14 protein-coding genes and 1 pseudogene are annotated in these 16,254 nt (G+C 70.0%); 5 read left to right on the forward strand and 10 right to left on the reverse strand.

The features are described from left to right. The 5 genes and pseudogenes from ACZ6KY_RS16555 to ACZ6KY_RS16575 all read right to left on the reverse strand — a co-directional run. Positions 1–274: pseudogene (locus ACZ6KY_RS16555) on the reverse strand (endolytic transglycosylase MltG); the annotation flags it as partial. 121 nt (positions 275–395) lie between these two features. Beyond that, positions 396–860 (reverse strand): Holliday junction resolvase RuvX, encoded by a 465-nt coding sequence (ruvX, locus tag ACZ6KY_RS16560; protein ID WP_401334171.1) that lies wholly within the window; start codon positions 858–860, stop codon positions 396–398. Between the two features lie 11 nt (positions 861–871). Continuing rightward, positions 872–3,544: an alanine--tRNA ligase gene (gene alaS, locus ACZ6KY_RS16565; protein WP_469310995.1), complete on the reverse strand. Its 2,673-nt coding sequence runs from the start codon at positions 3,542–3,544 to the stop codon at positions 872–874. Continuing rightward, positions 3,544–3,915, reverse strand: a complete 372-nt coding sequence (locus ACZ6KY_RS16570; protein WP_469310996.1) for a DUF6167 family protein — start codon at positions 3,913–3,915, stop codon at positions 3,544–3,546. Before ACZ6KY_RS16570 ends, alaS begins: the two co-directional genes overlap by 1 nt. A gap of 7 nt (positions 3,916–3,922) precedes the next feature. Next, complete coding sequence (locus tag ACZ6KY_RS16575; RefSeq protein ID WP_369483219.1) at positions 3,923–4,357, reverse strand: DUF948 domain-containing protein; 435 nt, start codon at positions 4,355–4,357, stop codon at positions 3,923–3,925. A 161-nt stretch (positions 4,358–4,518) separates the two neighbouring features. Between ACZ6KY_RS16575 and ACZ6KY_RS16580 the strand changes: the two genes are divergently transcribed. Next, on the forward strand, positions 4,519–6,687 hold the full coding sequence (locus ACZ6KY_RS16580) for an ATP-binding protein (RefSeq protein ID WP_469310997.1): 2,169 nt from the start codon (positions 4,519–4,521) through the stop codon (positions 6,685–6,687). 39 nt (positions 6,688–6,726) lie between these two features. Here the strand turns inward: ACZ6KY_RS16580 and rpsD are convergent, their stop codons facing one another. The 3 genes from rpsD to ACZ6KY_RS16595 form a co-directional block, all read right to left on the reverse strand. Beyond that, a complete protein-coding gene (gene rpsD / locus ACZ6KY_RS16585; protein WP_326788915.1) occupies positions 6,727–7,341 on the reverse strand; it encodes a 30S ribosomal protein S4 in 615 nt (204 codons plus the stop codon). Between the two features lie 322 nt (positions 7,342–7,663). After that, positions 7,664–9,019: a replication-associated recombination protein A gene (locus ACZ6KY_RS16590; protein WP_469310998.1), complete on the reverse strand. Its 1,356-nt coding sequence runs from the start codon at positions 9,017–9,019 to the stop codon at positions 7,664–7,666. A gap of 78 nt (positions 9,020–9,097) precedes the next feature. Continuing rightward, positions 9,098–9,733, reverse strand: coding sequence for a vitamin K epoxide reductase family protein (locus ACZ6KY_RS16595; protein ID WP_469310999.1), 636 nt, complete (start codon positions 9,731–9,733; stop codon positions 9,098–9,100). A 139-nt stretch (positions 9,734–9,872) separates the two neighbouring features. On the opposite strand from ACZ6KY_RS16595, the gene ACZ6KY_RS16600 reads away from it, so the two are divergent. Together ACZ6KY_RS16600 and ACZ6KY_RS16605 are read left to right on the forward strand one after the other, a co-directional pair. Beyond that, complete coding sequence (locus tag ACZ6KY_RS16600) at positions 9,873–10,739, forward strand: ABC transporter ATP-binding protein (protein WP_469311000.1); 867 nt, start codon at positions 9,873–9,875, stop codon at positions 10,737–10,739. Next, on the forward strand, positions 10,736–11,581 hold the full coding sequence (locus ACZ6KY_RS16605; protein WP_469311001.1) for an ABC transporter permease: 846 nt from the start codon (positions 10,736–10,738) through the stop codon (positions 11,579–11,581). Before ACZ6KY_RS16600 ends, ACZ6KY_RS16605 begins: the two co-directional genes overlap by 4 nt. 244 nt (positions 11,582–11,825) lie before the next feature. Here the strand turns inward: ACZ6KY_RS16605 and hisS are convergent, their stop codons facing one another. Both hisS and ACZ6KY_RS16615 read right to left on the reverse strand, forming a co-directional pair. Beyond that, positions 11,826–13,088, reverse strand: a complete 1,263-nt coding sequence (gene hisS, locus ACZ6KY_RS16610) for a histidine--tRNA ligase (protein WP_469311002.1) — start codon at positions 13,086–13,088, stop codon at positions 11,826–11,828. A 10-nt stretch (positions 13,089–13,098) separates the two neighbouring features. Further along, complete coding sequence (locus ACZ6KY_RS16615; protein ID WP_469311003.1) at positions 13,099–13,821, reverse strand: MBL fold metallo-hydrolase; 723 nt, start codon at positions 13,819–13,821, stop codon at positions 13,099–13,101. A 179-nt stretch (positions 13,822–14,000) separates the two neighbouring features. Here ACZ6KY_RS16615 and ACZ6KY_RS16620 point away from each other — a divergent pair, with 179 nt between their 5' ends. Next, positions 14,001–14,831 (forward strand): peptidylprolyl isomerase, encoded by an 831-nt coding sequence (locus ACZ6KY_RS16620; RefSeq protein WP_469311004.1) that lies wholly within the window; start codon positions 14,001–14,003, stop codon positions 14,829–14,831. Between the two features lie 134 nt (positions 14,832–14,965). Continuing rightward, on the forward strand, positions 14,966–16,195 hold the full coding sequence (locus ACZ6KY_RS16625; protein WP_469311005.1) for a DUF349 domain-containing protein: 1,230 nt from the start codon (positions 14,966–14,968) through the stop codon (positions 16,193–16,195). Positions 16,196–16,254 lie beyond the last annotated feature (59 nt).

A 16,254-nucleotide genomic window follows, 5' to 3' on the forward strand; every position in this document is an offset into this window, starting at 1 on the left:
GCCCGCCCTGGTCGCCGTACTGCTGGCCCTGACCCGGGTACTGCTGCTGGCCCTGGAACTGCTGCTGGTCCTGGTACTGCCCCGGCTGGCCCTGGTTGCCGTACTGCTGCTGCCCCTGGCCCCAGTCACCCTGCTGCTGCGGATAGTGCTGCGGCTGGCCGCCGTCGTAGGCGGACTGGCCGTCGGCGGCCTGTCCGCCCCATCCGCTGTCCCCGTACAACGGGTCCTCCGGATGCCACGGTTCGGAGCCAGGGCCCCGGCCATACTCAGTCATCGATCCCCTACGAGCCGCGAGCCGGCAGCGGCCGGCTCATGGCTCGGCTCCCGTCCGCCTCTTTGCTGTGCGAGGGCTGTTCGAACACCATCGCATCGGGCGGAACGTTACCGTATCGCGATCAGATGACCACTTCGACGCCCTCGCCGGGCGACTTGCCTGACACCCGTTCGGATTCCAGCGCCTGCTGCAGAATGATGACGGCCGCCGCCTGGTCGATGACCGACCGGCCCTTCTTCGATTTCACGCCCGCTGCGCGCAGCCCCTGACCGGCGGTCACTGTGGTCATCCTCTCATCCACGAGCCGTACCGGAACAGGAGCGATCCCTTCCGCGAGCTCCTGGGCGAAGGCGCGGACCTTGACCGCGGCGGGACCCTCGCCCCCCTTGAGGGAGCGAGGGAGCCCGACGACGACCTCGATCGGCTCGTACTCCTCGACGAGCTGCCGCAACCGGCGGTGGGCGGCCGGGATGTCACGTCCCGGGACCGTCTCCACCGGTGTCGCGAGGATCCCGTCGGGGTCGCACGAGGCGACCCCGATCCGGGCGTCCCCGACGTCGATCGCGAGCCGACGTCCTCTGCGCATGTCCACGGCCCTTACTTGGCCGTCTCGGCGACGAGGCGCTGGACCGCGTCGATGGCCTCGCCGACGGCGGCGGAGTTCTGGCCGCCGCCCTGAGCGACGTCCGGCTTGCCGCCACCGCCGCCACCGAGGGTCTTGGCGGCCGCGCGGACCAGTTCGCCGGCCTTCAGACCGCGCTCGCGGGCGGCCTCGTTGGTGGCGATGACCGTCAGCGGCTTGCCGCCCGCGACCGTGAACAGGGCGACGACGGCGGCCCGTCCGCCCTGGATGCGGCCGCGCACGTCGAGGACCAGCTTGCGCAGGTCGTCGGCGCCCGTGCCGTCCGGGACCTGACCGGTGACCAGGGCGACGCCGCCCACGTCCTTGGCGGACTCCACGAGACCGGCGGCGGCCTGCAGGACCTTCTCCGCGCGGAACTTCTCGATCTCCTTCTCGGCGTCCTTCAGCTTGCCGAGCATGGCGGAGACCTTCTCCGGAAGCTCCTCGGGGCGGCCCTTGACCAGCTCCTGGATCTGGGCGACGACCGTGTGCTCACGGGCGAGGAAGTTGTACGCGTCGACGCCGACCAGGGCCTCGATGCGCCGCACCCCGGAGCCGATGGACGATTCGCCGAGCAGCTTGACCAGGCCGAGCTGGGAGGTGTTGTGCACGTGCGTGCCGCCGCACAGCTCCTTGGAGAAGTCGCCGATGGTCACGACGCGGACGCGCTCGCCGTACTTCTCGCCGAACTCGGCGATGGCGCCCTGCTTCTTGGCCTCGTCGAGGCTCAGGATCTCGGCGTGCACGTCCAGGTCGCGGGCGAGCACCTCGTTGATCTGCTGCTCGACGTCGGTCATCACGGCCGTCGGGACGGCGGACGGGGAGCCGAAGTCGAAGCGGAAGCGGCCGGGCTGGTTCTCGGAACCGGCCTGGGCGGCCGTCGGGCCGAGGGCGTCGCGCAGCGCCTGGTGCGTGAGGTGCGTGGCCGAGTGGGCGCGGGCGATGGCCGTACGACGGCGGACGTCGATGGTGGCCTGGGCCTTGGCGCCGACCGTGACCTCGCCGACCTGGACGACACCCTTGTGGACGTACACGCCGGGGACGGGCTTCTGGCAGTCGCGGATCTCGATGACGGCACCGGTGTCGACCCGGAGGCGGCCCGTGTCACCGATCTGGCCGCCTCCCTCGGCGTAGAACGGGGTGCGGTCGAGGACGATCTCGACCTCGTCGCCCTCGGTGGCGGCCGGGGAGGAGACACCGTCGACGAGGATGCCGACGACCGTCGACTCGGCCTCGGTGCGGTCGTAGCCGATGAAGTCGGTCTCTCCGGCGGCGTCGGCGATCTGACGGTAGGCGCCGAGGTCGGCGTGGCCGGTCTTCTTGGCTCGGGCGTCGGCCTTGGCCTTGTCCCGCTGCTCCTTCATCAGGCGGCGGAAGCCGTCCTCGTCCACCGACAGGCCCTGTTCGGCGGCCATTTCGAGGGTGAGGTCGATCGGGAAGCCCCAGGTGTCGTGGAGCAGGAAGGCCTTGTCGCCGGCGAGGACCGTGCCGCCGGAGTCCTTGGTGTCGGTGATGGCCGTGTCGAGGATGTTCGTGCCGGCCTTCAGCGTCTTGAGGAAGGCGGCCTCCTCGGCGAGGGCCACGGTCTCGATCCGCTGCCGGTCGCTGACCAGTTCCGGGTACTGCTGCCCCATCATCGCGATCACGACGTCGATGAGGTCCTTGACGACGAGACCGGTGGCGCCCAGCAGCCGCATGTTGCGGATGGCGCGGCGCATGATGCGGCGCAGCACGTAGCCGCGGCCCTCGTTGCCGGGGCTCACACCGTCGCCGATGAGCATCACGGAGGTGCGCATGTGGTCGGTGACCACGCGCAGCGAGACGTCGGAGCCGTGGTCGGCGCCGTACTCGACACCCGTCAGTTCGGTGGCCTTCTTGATGACCGCCATGGAGGTGTCGATCTCGTACATGTTCTGCACGCCCTGCAGAATCATGGCGAGGCGTTCCATGCCGAGGCCGGTGTCGATGTTCTTGCTGGGCAGGTCGCCGAGGATCTCGAAGTCGTCCTTCGAGATGCCCTCGCCGCGCTCGTACTGCATGAAGACCAGGTTCCAGATCTCCACGTACCGCTCGTCGTTGACGGCCGGGCCGCCCTCGACGCCGAACTCGGGGCCGCGGTCGTAGTTGATCTCGGAACACGGGCCGCAGGGGCCCGGGACGCCCATGGACCAGTAGTTGTCCTTCTTGCCGAGGCGCTGGATGCGCTCGGCCGGAACGCCGATCTTGTCGCGCCAGATGGACTCGGCCTCGTCGTCGTCGAGGTAGACCGTGATCCACAGGCGCTCCGGGTCGAGCCCGTAACCCCCCTTGTCCTGGGGCGAGGTGAGCAGCTCCCAGGCGTAGGTGATGGCACCTTCCTTGAAGTAGTCGCCGAAGGAGAAGTTGCCGCACATCTGGAAGAACGTGCCGTGGCGCGTGGTCTTGCCGACCTCTTCGATGTCGGGCGTGCGCACGCACTTCTGCACGCTGGTGGCGCGCGGCCACGGCGGCTTGACCTCGCCGAGGAAGTACGGCTTGAAGGGGACCATGCCGGCGGGGACCAGGAGCAGAGTCGGGTCGTCCGCGATGAGCGACGCCGAAGGGACGACGGTGTGACCGCGCTCCTCGTAGAAGCTCAACCAGCGGCGGCGGATTTCAGCCGACTCCATCAGTGGTCCTCATTCCGGTTGTACGAGTACGTCGTGTTCTCGATGTACTTGATCTGCTTGTTGTCGCCGACCTGCTTGTTGCCCGGCTGCTGGGTGTCGCCGATCGCGGCGATACGGCGCTGCGGGGGCAGTTCGGGGTCCGGGCGCTCGTTCAGGCCGAGCACCTCGCCGAGTTCGGCCTCTCGTTGGGCCATCCCGTCGCGGACGTCGAGCGCGAACTCCTTGAGCCGGTGCCCCGCGTCGATCGCCTTGTTGGCGGCCTGTGCCGCGAGGCTCTCGGGGGTCAGCTTCCTGAGTTTGCGGTTGACCTTGGTGGTGGCCCATACACCCGCGGCTGCGCCTGCGGTGAACCAGAACGTACGGCGGAACATCGCTGCGTCAGTCCTTCTTCCGCTTTCCCCGCCGCGCGGACGGGACGGTGCGGCCCACGATCACGGTACGCCGGGACGCTTTGTCGGGCACATTCTCTCGACGGCCTCCGATGGCCCGGCGCACGCCGTAGCCGAACGCCGCGACCTTGACCAACGGGCCGCCGAACGTGGAGGCGACGGTCGTCGACAGCGCCGAGGCGTTCGACGTGACCTCCTGGACGTCCGACGCGATGGCGTCGACCCGGTCGATCTGCGTCTGCGCGGAGCGCACCGCGGCGGAGGCCTCTGCCAGGAGCGGGACGGCCTGGTCGGTCACGTCCGCCACGAGCTTGGTGGTCGCCCTGAGCGTCTGGGCCAGCCTCACCAGCGCGACGGCGAGGAAGGAGACCAGGATCGCCCAGAAGACGGCCACCAGGATCCCGGCCACCTCACCACCGGACACTGTGCACCCGCTCCCTGACTGTGTGCCTGAACATCGAAAAGTCGTCACCCGAGCCTATCGCGCCGGGGCCGGGGCTCCGTACCGCATTTAACGGCTCCGGGGTGTGGAGTTGCGCGAAGCGATTGTACGGAGTGCTTATGGGTCAGTACGCTCCGTATCTCATGCAGCGTTCTCACCGCGCCCGGCGCTCCGGTCCCGCGGCACCCGGCAATCTGCCCCTGGAACTCGACGCGTTCGTGGGGCGCACCACCGAACTCGCACGGCTGGCCGAGGTGCTGGAGACGGTCCGCCTGGTCACCGTGACGGGCATGGGAGGCGTCGGCAAGACCCGGTTCGCGGCGCACGCGGCGGCCCGGACGGACGTACGCGACGGGGTGTGGCGTGTGGACCTGTCCGCGGTGCACGACCCGGAACTCGTCGAGTACGCGGTGGCCGAGGCGCTCGGTCTGACGGACCACACGGCGAAGCCGCCGCGGCAGGTGCTGCTCGACCACGTCGCCGGGCGCCGGCTCCTCCTGGTCCTGGACAGTTTCGAGCACCTGGTGGACGTGAGCGCCTCACTGGTGGGCGAGTTGCTGCGGCGGGCGTCCGGGCTGCGGGTGCTGGCCGTGGGCCGCAGGCCGCTGGACGTCGGGGGCGAGCAGGTGTTCCCGCTGGCTCCGCTGGGCGAGGCGGAGGCGGTGGAGCTGTTCGCGCACCGGGCGGCGGCCCGGGTGCCCGGCTTCGCGCTGGTCGAGGAGAATCGGTCCGCCGTCGAGGAGCTGTGCGGGCGCCTGGACGGAATCCCGCTGGCGCTGGAGCTGGCGGCGGGACGCCTCAGCGCCCTCTCCCCCGCGCAGCTCCTCGCCCGCCTGGAGGACCGGTTCCGGCTGCTGACCGGCGGCGGGCGCGACGCGCCGCCCCGGCACCAGACGCTGCGCACGGCGATCGGCTGGAGCCACGAGCTGTGCACGCCGGGGGAACGGCTGCTGTGGGCACGGCTGTCGGTGTTCGCCGGGCAGTTCGACCTGGAGGCCGCCGAGTACGTGTGCAGCGGGGACGGACTGCACGCCGACGACGTCCTCGACGTGCTCGGCGAGCTGCTCGCGCAGTCGGTGCTCTCGCGTGAGGAGACCTCGGCGGGGGTGCGCTACCGGATGCTGGACACCGTCCGGGCCTACGGCGCGGACTGGCTGGCGGCGACGGGCGACGCGGAGCGGCTGCGCCGCCGGCACCGCGACTGGTACATGGGCCTGGCCACCTGGTGCGAACTGGACTGGTTCTCGCCGCGCCAGGGCGAGGTGGCGGCACGCGTCGAGACGGAGCTGCCGAATCTGCGCTGCGCTCTGGAGTACTCGCTCACCGAACCGGACGAGGCCCATCTGGGCCAGTATCTGGCGGGCGCGCTGTGGTTCTACTGGGTCGGCTGCGGCCGGCTCTCCGAGGGCCGGCACTGGCTGGAGCGCAGTGTCGAACTCGACGGCGACCGTGACCAGTCACGGCTGAAGGCCCTGTGGGTGCTCGGCTATGTGGCGGTCCTCCAGGGGGACTCGGTGCCCGCGCTGTCCGCGCTCCAGGAGTGCCGCGAGGAGGCGGAGCGCTCCGAGAACGCCGTCGCGGTCGCGTACGCCGAGCATCGCACCGGCTGTCTGGCCCTGGTCACGGACGACATGGCGCGCGCCGAAGCCCTGCTGCGCTCGGCTCTGGACCGCTATCACGAGATCGGCGAGCTCAACAGCAACGTGCTGATGGGACAGGTCGAGCTGGCGATGGCGCTCGCCTTCCAGGGCGATCTGCCGGGCGCGGTGAAACTGTGCGAGGACGTCCGCAGGGTCTGCGAGGACCACGGGGAGCGCTGGGCGCTGGCGTACGCGCTGTACGTCCTCGCGTACGAGGCCCAGGCCGGGGGCGATCAGGCACGGGCCCGGAGTCTTCTGGAGCAGGGCCTCGGAATCGCGCACGGCTTTAACGATCTGCTCGGCGCCGTCCTCGCGGTCGAGCTGCTCGCCCTGGTCACGGCGGTGGAGGGCGATCCGGCCGAGGCCGCGCTGCTCCAGGGGGCGGCCTCGCGGATGTGGCCGTCGGTGGGCCTGCCGCTGTTCGGCTCGGCGTACTACAACGCGCCGCACGAGCGCTGTGCGGCGCTTTCCCGGCAGCGGCTGGGCGACGAGCGGTACGAGGAGTGCGTACGGGCGGGAGAGCTGCTGGGGCAGGAGGCGGCGGTCGCCCGTGCGCTCAAGGGGGCCGGGGCTCCGCCGCTCGGGGCGGTGCCGTCGCCGCGCAGGCTGCCCCCGGACATGCGAAAGCCCGCCGTCTCGCCCACCGCGAAGGGCGGGGAGACGACGGGCTGACACTGACGCGCGGGTGGTACCGCGTCCGCTGTAAGAAGATCAGCGGGCGTAGTACTCGACGACGAGCTGCTCGTCGCAGATCACCGGGATCTCCTTGCGGTTCGGCTCACGGTCCAGGCGGAACGCCAGGGCCGGGAGGTTCACCTGGAGGTAGCGCGGGGTCTCACCGTCGGGGGCGAAGCCACCGGCGCGGGAAACCTCGAACAGCGTCTTGCTGCGGCTGCGCTCGCGGACCATCACGACGTCGTCGGGACGGACACGGAACGACGGCTTGTCGACCTTGCCGCCGTTGACCTCGATGTGGCCGTGGACGACCATCTGGCGGGCCTGGTAGATCGTGCGGGCGATGCCCGAACGAAGGACCAGCGCGTCCAGACGACGCTCCAGCTCGATGACCAGAGCCTCACCGGTCTTGCCCTGCGTCTTGGCGGCACGCTCGTAGGCGCGGACGAGCTGGCGCTCGGACACGTCGTACTGCGCGCGCAGACGCTGCTTCTCGAGCAGACGGACCTTGTAGTCCGAGTTCTGCTTGCGGCCGCGGCCGTGCTCGCCCGGCGGGTAGGGGCGGGCCTCGAAGTACTTGACGGCCTTCGGGGTCAGCGCGATGCCGAGGGCACGCGACTTCTTGACCTTGGGGCGGGACTGATTCGCCACTGTCTGTTTCTCTTTCCTTATTCCGGCTCACCCGGGTTAAGGAGGTCGCATCCGCAGCCTGGGAAACCCCGCGGGCCCTGACGGGCCTGCCGGGCAGCCGCTCCCTGGTCTGGGCACTACGTGCAGCACACGAGTAGCCCACCGACCGTTCCCGGAAACCGGGTGGTGGTGGGCAGCCCGCGACACCTTCGACGGTGCGCGACGCTCCTGGATCCCCTCGTCGTACGAGTACGGTGTCGGGGTTCCGGCTGCATGTCCCGTTGGGTGATGCCGACCGGAGCCGGACGCGGGACGCAGCGCTTCGAGCCATGTTACAGGGTGCTCACGACCGCCCTCTACCGAGGTGCTTGCGGGTCCACTCCACGGCGTCGGCGTAGCGGGCCTCGGCGCCGTGCCGGGTCGGTGTGTAGTACTCCCGGTCCGAGAGCTCCTCCGGCGCGTACCGCTGGGCGGCGATGCCTTCGGGCAGGTCGTGCGGATACACGTAGCCCTGGGCGTGCCCGAGCTTGGCGGCGCCCTTGTAGTGCCCGTCGCGCAGATGCGTCGGCACCGGACCCGCGTGGCCCTTGCGGACGTCCTCCATGGCGGCGCCGATGGCCACGGTCGCGGCGTTGGACTTCGGGGCCAGGGCGAGGGCGATCGTGGCGTGGCTGAGGGTGAGCGCGGCCTCGGGGAAGCCGATCATCGCGACGGCCTGGGCGGCGGCGACGGCTATGGGCAGCGCGTTCGGGTCGGCGAGGCCGATGTCTTCGCTCGCGGAGATCATCAGGCGGCGGGCGATGAAGCGGGGGTCCTCGCCCGCCTCGATCATCCGGGCCAGGTAGTGCAGGGCGGCGTCCACGTCGGAACCGCGGATGGACTTGATGAGCGCGCTGGCCACGTCGTAGTGCTGGTCGCCGTCGCGGTCGTACTTCACGGCGGCACGGTCGACCGTCTCCTCCAGCGTCTGGAGGGTGATCTCCGGCTCGCCCTTGTCGAGGGCGGCGCCGGCCGCGGCCTCCAGGGCGGTCAGGGCGCGCCGGGCGTCGCCGCCCGCGATCCGCAGCAGGTGCTCCTCGGCGTCCCCGGGCAGGGCGACGGCCTCCTTCAGGCCTCGCTCCGAGGTGAGCGCCCGGCGCAGCAGGCCGCGCAGGTCGTCGTCCGTGAGCGGTTCGAGGGTGAGGAGGAGGGAGCGGGAGAGCAGCGGCGAGATCACCGAGAAGTACGGGTTCTCGGTGGTCGCGGCGATCAGCGTCACCCAGCGGTTCTCCACGGCGGGGAGCAGGGAGTCCTGCTGGGCCTTGCTGAAGCGGTGGATCTCGTCCAGGAAGAGGACGGTCTCCTTGCCGTAGCCGCCGGTGGCGCGGCGGGCGCCGTCGATGACCGCGCGCACTTCCTTGACGCCCGCGGTGATCGCGGAGAGCTCCACGAAGCGTTTCTGGGTGGCCTTGGAGACGACGTACGCGAGGGTCGTCTTGCCGGTGCCCGGCGGGCCCCAGAGGATCACCGAGGACGGTCCGGCCGGCCCTCCGCCGCCCTCGGCGACGAGTCTGCGCAGGGGTGAGCCCGGCTTCAGCAGATGCTGCTGCCCCACGACCTCGTCGAGGGTGCGCGGGCGCATCCGGACCGCCAGGGGACTGCTGGACGGGTCCTTCTCCTGGCGTTCTTCTGCCGCGGCGGTGAACAGGTCGGGCTCCACGTCAAGAACCCTACCGGGGGCCACTGACAATCCCCGCAGGGCCGTCAGCCGACCGGTCCGGCGATCCCCGCGGGCCCGTCAGCTGGTCCAGAAGTCCCACCAGCGGGTCAGGATCAGCATGCCGATGATGCCGATGTGCAGTGTCGGCAGGACCCAGGTGAACTCGCCGAAGAAGCTCTTGACCCAGCGCGGGGCGGGCAGGAAGCCGTTGCGGACGTTGAAGGACGTCAGGTACCAGAACATGGTGATCGTGGCGACCCAGGCCAGGGAGCACCACAGGCAGAGCGAGTTGATCCGGTACAGCGACTGGAACTGGAGCCAGGTGCAGAACGCGACCCCGAAGAGGGTGCCGGCGTTGAACGTCAGCCAGTACCAGCGCGGGTAGGTGGCCCGCGCGAGCAGGCTCACACCGACGCAGATCACGATGCCGTAGGCGACGAGCCCCATCATGGGGTTCGGGAAGCCGAAGGCCGAGGCCTGGGCGCTCTTCATGATGTTGCCGCAGGAGACGACCGGGTTCAGGCTGCACCCGGGCACGAAGTTCGGGTTCTCCAGCAGCTTGAACTTGTCGATCGTGATGACCCACGCGGCAAGGAGACCGGCGGCGCCCGTGATCACCAGCAACAGCGCGAGGGCACGGCTGCCGCCGACCGTCCGGGGAGCGGCGGGGCGTTCCAGGTCGGTCGGGACGTCGTTGACTGTCGTCTTGCTCATCACGCCGTTTCCGTAGCTTCGAAGGGGCCTGCGGGCAGGCTCATTGTGCCGCACGCGCCTGCCCGTCCACCGTTCGGTGGACATAAGAAAGTACGCAGGGCCGTCCCGGAGCGTTCGGTTTCGGGGGAGGCTCGTCGGCATGACAACACACGCGGACCAACTCGCGGTGGACGTACGGGGGCTGCGCAAGCAGTACGGGGACGTGACCGCCGTCGACGGCATCGATCTCGGCATCCGGCAGGGCGAGGTCTTCGGCCTGCTCGGACCGAACGGCGCCGGCAAGAGCACCACCGTGGAGATCCTTCAGGGCAATCGCCGGCGGGACGCGGGCGAGGTCTCGGTGCTCGGCTCGGACCCGGCGACGGGCACGCGCGCGTGGCGCTCACGTGTCGGAATCGTCTGGCAGGACGAATCCGCGCCCGCCGAGTTGACGGTCGGCGAGACCGTGCGGCATTTCTCCCGTTATTATCCGAATCCCCGTGACCCTGAGGAAGTCATCGGCCTGGTCGGCCTGGAGGAGAAGGCGGGCAGCAGGATCAAGTCGCTGTCGGGCGGTCAGCGCCGGCGGCTCGATGTGGCCCTCGGTGTGATCGGCGGCCCCGAACTGCTGCTCCTGGACGAGCCGACCACGGGCTTCGACCCGGCGGCGCGACGGCGGTTCTGGGAGCTGATCCGCAAGCTGGCCGACGAGGGCACCACCATCCTGCTGACCACGCACTACCTGGAGGAGGCGGAAGCCCTCGCCAACCGACTGGCGGTCATCGCGCGGGGCCGGGTCGTCGCCGAGGGCGAGCCGGCCGCGCTGCGCGAGCGCTTCGGCACCGAGGCCACGGTCGAGTGGACGGAGGCCGACGGCAGCCCGCGCAGCGAGCGCACGGACACCCCCACCAGGACGGTCGCCGAGCTCACGCACCGCTTCGACGGGGAGATCCCGGGACTCCGGGTGAGCCGCCCCACTCTGGAGGACGTCTATCTGCGACTGACCGGCCTGGAGGACGCGCGATGACCACGACCGACGTACGCCTGCGCACGAAGACCGCGGACGGCCGGCTGCCCGGCGCGTGGGGGCTGGGGCTGCGGCGCGGCGCCCTGGAGATCAGACAGTTCTTCCGCCAGCGCGACCAGGTGGTGTTCACCTTCGCCTTCCCGGTCGTCTTCCTGTTCCTGTTCGCGTCGATCTTCAGCGACGACGTGAAGGGCGCGGGCATCACCGCCTCCCAGCTGTACGTCCCGGCGATGATGGCCGCGGGCATCATGTCGACCAGTTTCCAGTCCCTCGGCATCTCGATCGCGATCGAGCGGGACGAGAAGGTGCTGCGCCGGCTGCGCGGCACACCGATGCCGCCGGCCGCGTACTTCTTCGGAAAGATATGGCTGGTTCTCGTGACCGGCGCCCTGGAGACGGTGATCCTGCTCCTCGTCGGCACCACCCTGTACGACGTCGACCTGCCATCGGACCCCGGCAAGTGGGCGGACTTCGGCTGGATCTTCGTCCTGGGCCTGACGGCCTGCGCCCTGCTCGGCATCGCGATCAGCTCGGTCCCGAAGTCGGGCAAGAGCGCCACGTCGGTGGTCGTCCTGCCGTTCCTGGTCCTCCAGTTCATCTCCGGCGTCTACATCTCCGTCGACACCATCCCGGACTGGATGCTGAACATCGGCGCCCTGTTCCCGCTCAAGTGGATGTGCCAGGGGCTGCGCGGGGTGTTCCTGCCCGATTCCGCCAAGGTCCTGGAGCAGGCGGGCGACTGGGAGTTCGGACGGATCGCCCTGGTGCTCGGGGCGTGGTGCCTCGGAGGACTGCTGCTGTGTCTGCTGACCTTCCGCTGGAAGAGCCGGCGCGACGGATGACAGCGCCGGCCGTGCTCCACGCCCCTCACCACCCGGCGCCCCATCTGCCGCGGGGCTTCGGGGAGTTGGGGGTGGAGGCCGGACGGCCGCGGTGACGAGCGCGATGCGCTCCGGGTTGCCGGAGTGAGGCTCCAGCCCGGTGCCCCACGGTTCCCCTGACGCTGGAGGGGCTGACGGATGTCAGCCCCTCCAGCGTTCGGGCAGGCGATCCCGGGGACTGAACCCCGGCCGGGACGAGCCCTGTTCAGCCCAGGCGGGACCGCAGGTCGGCCACGAGCTCGCCGACGCCGACGGCCGTCTGCTCCCCGGACTCCATGTCCTTCAACTGCACGACGCCCTCGGCGAGATCACGCTCACCGGCGACGATCGTGAAGCGGGCCCCACTGCGGTTCGCGTTCTTCATCGCGCCCTTGAGCCCCTTCCCGCCGTACGCGAAGTCGGCGGCGACACCGGCCTTGCGCAGCTCCGTGACCACACCGAAGAGCACTCGGCGGGCCTCCTCGCCGAGCGGTACCGCGTACACGCTGGTGGCCGAGGGGAGTTCGAGCTCCACGCCCTCCGCCTCCAGCGCCAGCACCGTACGGTCGACGCCCAGCGCCCAGCCGACGGACGGCAGTTCGGGGCCGCCGATCATCTCGGACAGCCCGTCGTAACGGCCACCGCCGCCGACCGCGGACTGCGAGCCGAGACCGTCGTGGACGAACTCGAACGTGGTGCGCGTGTAGTAGTCGAGGCCGCGCACCAGCTTCGGGTCGTCCTCGAAGGAGACGCCCGCGGCCGTGATCAGGTCGCGCACCTCCTCGTGGTACGCCTTGCAGGCGTCACAGAGGTAGTCGCGCAGCGACGGCGCCCCGCCGAGCTGCTTCTGGACGTCCTCGCGCTTGTCGTCGAGCACGCGCAGCGGGTTGATCTCGGCGCGGCGCAGCGTGTCCTCGTCGAGGTCCAGGCCGCGCAGGAAGTCCTGCAGCGCGGCCCGGTAGACCGGACGGCACTCCTTGTCGCCCAGGCTGTTCAGCAGGATGCGGAAGTTCCGCAGGCCGAGCGACCGGTACGCCTGGTCGGCCAGGATGATCAGCTCGGCGTCCAGCGCCGGGTCCTCGGCTCCGATCGCCTCGGCGCCCACCTGGGAGAAGTGGCGGTAACGGCCCTTCTGGGGACGCTCGTAGCGGTAGTACGAGCCCGAGTACCAGAGCTTGACGGGGAGGTTGCCCGCCTTGTGCAGGTTGGCCTCCAGAGCCGCGCGCAGCACGGAGGCGGTGCCCTCGGGGCGCAGGGCCAGCCTGTCGCCGCCCTTGGTCTCGAAGGCGTACATCTCCTTGGTCACGATGTCGGTGGACTCGCCGACACCGCGCGCGAACAGTTCGACGTTCTCGAAACCGGGCGTCTCGATGTAGCCGTAGCCGGAGTTGCGCAGCGGCGCGGCGATGGCCTCGCGGACAGCGAGGTACTTGGCGCTGTCCGGCGGAATGAGGTCGTACGTGCCCTTGGGGGCCTGGAAAGTACTCACGAAGTCTTCGTCACATTCCTCGTCGAGGAGCGGAGGTCGGGCCCGCTCCGCGTTCTTGGCGGCTCGCCGCCACCTGCCGCAGATACGGGTTGGTGGCGCGCTCCTGGCCGATGGTCGTCTGGGCGCCGTGGCCGGACAGCACCACGGTCGAGTCGTCGAGCGGCAGGCACACACGGCCCAGCGAGTCGAGCATCTCGTCCATGTCGCCGCCCGGCAGGTCGGTGCGTCCGATGGAGCCGGCGAAGAGCAGATCCCCGGAGAAGAACACGGACGGGATGTCCGCGCTCTCGGGCATCCGGAACGTCACCGACCCCTTCGTATGGCCCGGAGCGTGCGCGACGGAGAGGCCGAGGCCCGCCAGCCTCAGCTCCGCGCCGTCGGTCAGCGTCCGCACGTCGTCGGGCTCCCCCACGGTCAGTTCGCCCATCAGCGGCATTCCGATCGACCGGCCGAGCGCCCGCTCGGGGTCGCTCATCATGTACCGGTCCTCGGGGTGGATCCAGGCCGGCACGTCGTGCGCTCCGCACACCGGGACGACCGAGGCGACATGGTCGATGTGGCCATGGGTGAGGATGACCGCGACGGGCTTGAGCCGATGCTTCTTGAGCGCGTCCTCGACTCCCTGGGCGGCCTGATGGCCCGGGTCGATGATCACGCACTCCTCACCCGCGGCGGGGGCGACCAGGTAACAGTTGGTCCCCCAGGCCCCGGCGGGGAACCCGGCAATGAGCACGATCGTCCTTCGTGGTGGCGTACGCGCTGGTGTCGTACGGAGCGGGTGGCTGTGGATCAGAGCCTACCGGCGCTGCCGATTCCTCAGCGAACCCATATACGGTACGGGGCACACGCAGGCGGTCGGCTCACAAGACGCACGCGTCCCATCGACGTACGAGACGCACGAGGAGAAACCCGGTGGTCAGCCAGGAACAGCGGCGGCGTCAGCTCGCCCGGGAGAAGTTCTTGCGACAGCAGCAGCGCCGCACATCCGCGCGGCGCAGGACCCATTCACGCAACGCGGTGATCGCGGCGGTCGTCGGCGTGGTCGTCGCGGGCGGTGCGCTGTCGTACGCGGCCGGGGCCTTCAAGAGCGACGACAAGAAGGCCAACGCGGGCGCGGAGGTGACGCCCAGCGCCAAGCCCAGCGCCACGCCGAGCAAGGCGCCCGATCCGTGCGAGAAGCCCGCCGCGGGCGCGGTGAAGCCGCTCACGTGGAAGAAGGAGCCGGCGGTCACCATCGACGCGTCCGCCGCCTACACCATGAAGATGGCGACGACCTGCGGTGACATCGACATCGCCCTCAAGGCGTCCGCCGCCCCGCACACGGTGAACTCGTTCGCCTTCCTCGCGGGCAAGGGTTTCTTCGACCACACCAAGTGCCACCGGCTCACCACCAACGGCATCTACGTGCTGCAGTGCGGTGACCCGCAGGGCACCGGCTCCGGCGGTCCCGGCTACACGATTCCGGACGAGAACCTGAAGGACAAGACGCTCAAGGGCGGCGTCTACCCGGCGGGCACGATCGCCATGGCCAACACCGGCCAGAAGCACACCGGCGGCAGCCAGTACTTCCTCGTCTACCAGGACAGTCAGCTCCCGCCCAGTTACACACCGTTCGGAACTATTTCCAAGTCCGGCATGAAGGTCCTGAAGAAGATCGCGGCCGCCGGCGAGAGTACGGGCCAGGGCGACGGCGCACCCAACGCGACCGTCGTCATCAACAAGCTGACCGTGACGAAATCCTGACCGCCAGCTGCTGAATTTCGGTCGCGCGGGATGCGGACAGCCGCCCCGCCGGTCGCCTATGTTGGCCGTGACGAAACTGTGGACGATGCCAGGGGGCGTGACGCCCCTCACAGGCATCATGTGGAGGAGGCGCTGTGAGCAGCGACCCGTGGGGCCGCGTCGACGAGACGGGGACCGTGTACGTGCGTACGGCCGACGGCGAGCAGGTCGTCGGTTCCTGGCAGGCCGGCTCTCCTGATGAGGCACTGGCCTACTTCGAGCGCAAGTACGAGGGCCTGGTGGTCGAGATCGGCCTCCTCGAAAAGCGAGTGAAGACCACCGACCTGTCGGCGAAGGACGCCCAGACCGCCATCGGTCACATCCGCGAGCAGGTGGACGCCCACCACGCGGTCGGCGATCTGGACGCGCTGAAGGTGCGGCTGGACAAGCTCGTGGAGACGGTCGACGCCCGCCGCGAGGAGCGCAAGGTCCAGCGGGCCAAGCAGTCCGACGAGTCTCGGCACGCCAAGGAGGCGCTGGTCGTCGAGGCCGAGGAGCTGGCGCAGAGCGACCAGTGGCGGTCGGCCGGTGAACGGCTGCGCGCGCTGGTGGACACGTGGAAGGGGCTGCCGCGACTCGACCGCAAGTCGGACGACGAGCTGTGGCACCGCTTCTCGCACGCCCGCTCGGCGTTCTCCAAGCGGCGCAAGGCGCATTTCGCGTCGCTGGACGCGCAGCGCGAGGAGGCCCGCAAGACCAAGGAGAGGCTGGTCACCGAGGCCGAGTCGCTGTCCGGTTCGGCGGACTGGGGCCCGACGGCGGCCCGTTACCGCGAGCTGATGGCGGACTGGAAGGCCGCGGGCCGCGCCCAGCGCGAGCACGAGGACGACCTGTGGAACCGCTTCCGCGGCGCCCAGGACGTGTTCTTCGCGGCGCGCAGCTCGGTCTTCGCCGAGCGCGACGCGGAGCAGACGGAGAACCTCAAGCTCAAGGAGGAGCTGGCCGAGGAGGCCGAGAAGCTCGTCCCGGTGCAGGATCTGAAGGCGGCCCGTGCGGCCTTCCGTTCCATCAACGAGCGCTGGGAGGCCATCGGCCACGTGCCGCGCGACTCCCGCCCGAAGGTCGAGGGCCGGATGCACGCGGTGGAGCGGGTTCTCCAGGAGTCGGAGGAGACCGAGTGGCGCCGGACGAACCCGGAGGCACGCGCGCGTGCCGAGGGTCTGACCGGTCAGCTGCAGGCCGCCGTGGACAAGCTCCAGGGCCAGATCGAGGCGGCGCGCTCGTCGGGCAACACCTCGAAGGCCGACAAGCTCCAGCGGGAGCTGGACGGCCGTCAGGCGCTGCTGGACCAGGCTCTGAAGGGTCTTCAGGAGTTCGGCGGCTGATCGGACGAAAGTTCGGCGGCTGATCCGTCGGACGACATGCGAAGGGGCTCCCGTACGGT

The organism is Streptomyces sp. NPDC042002, from assembly GCF_055588305.1.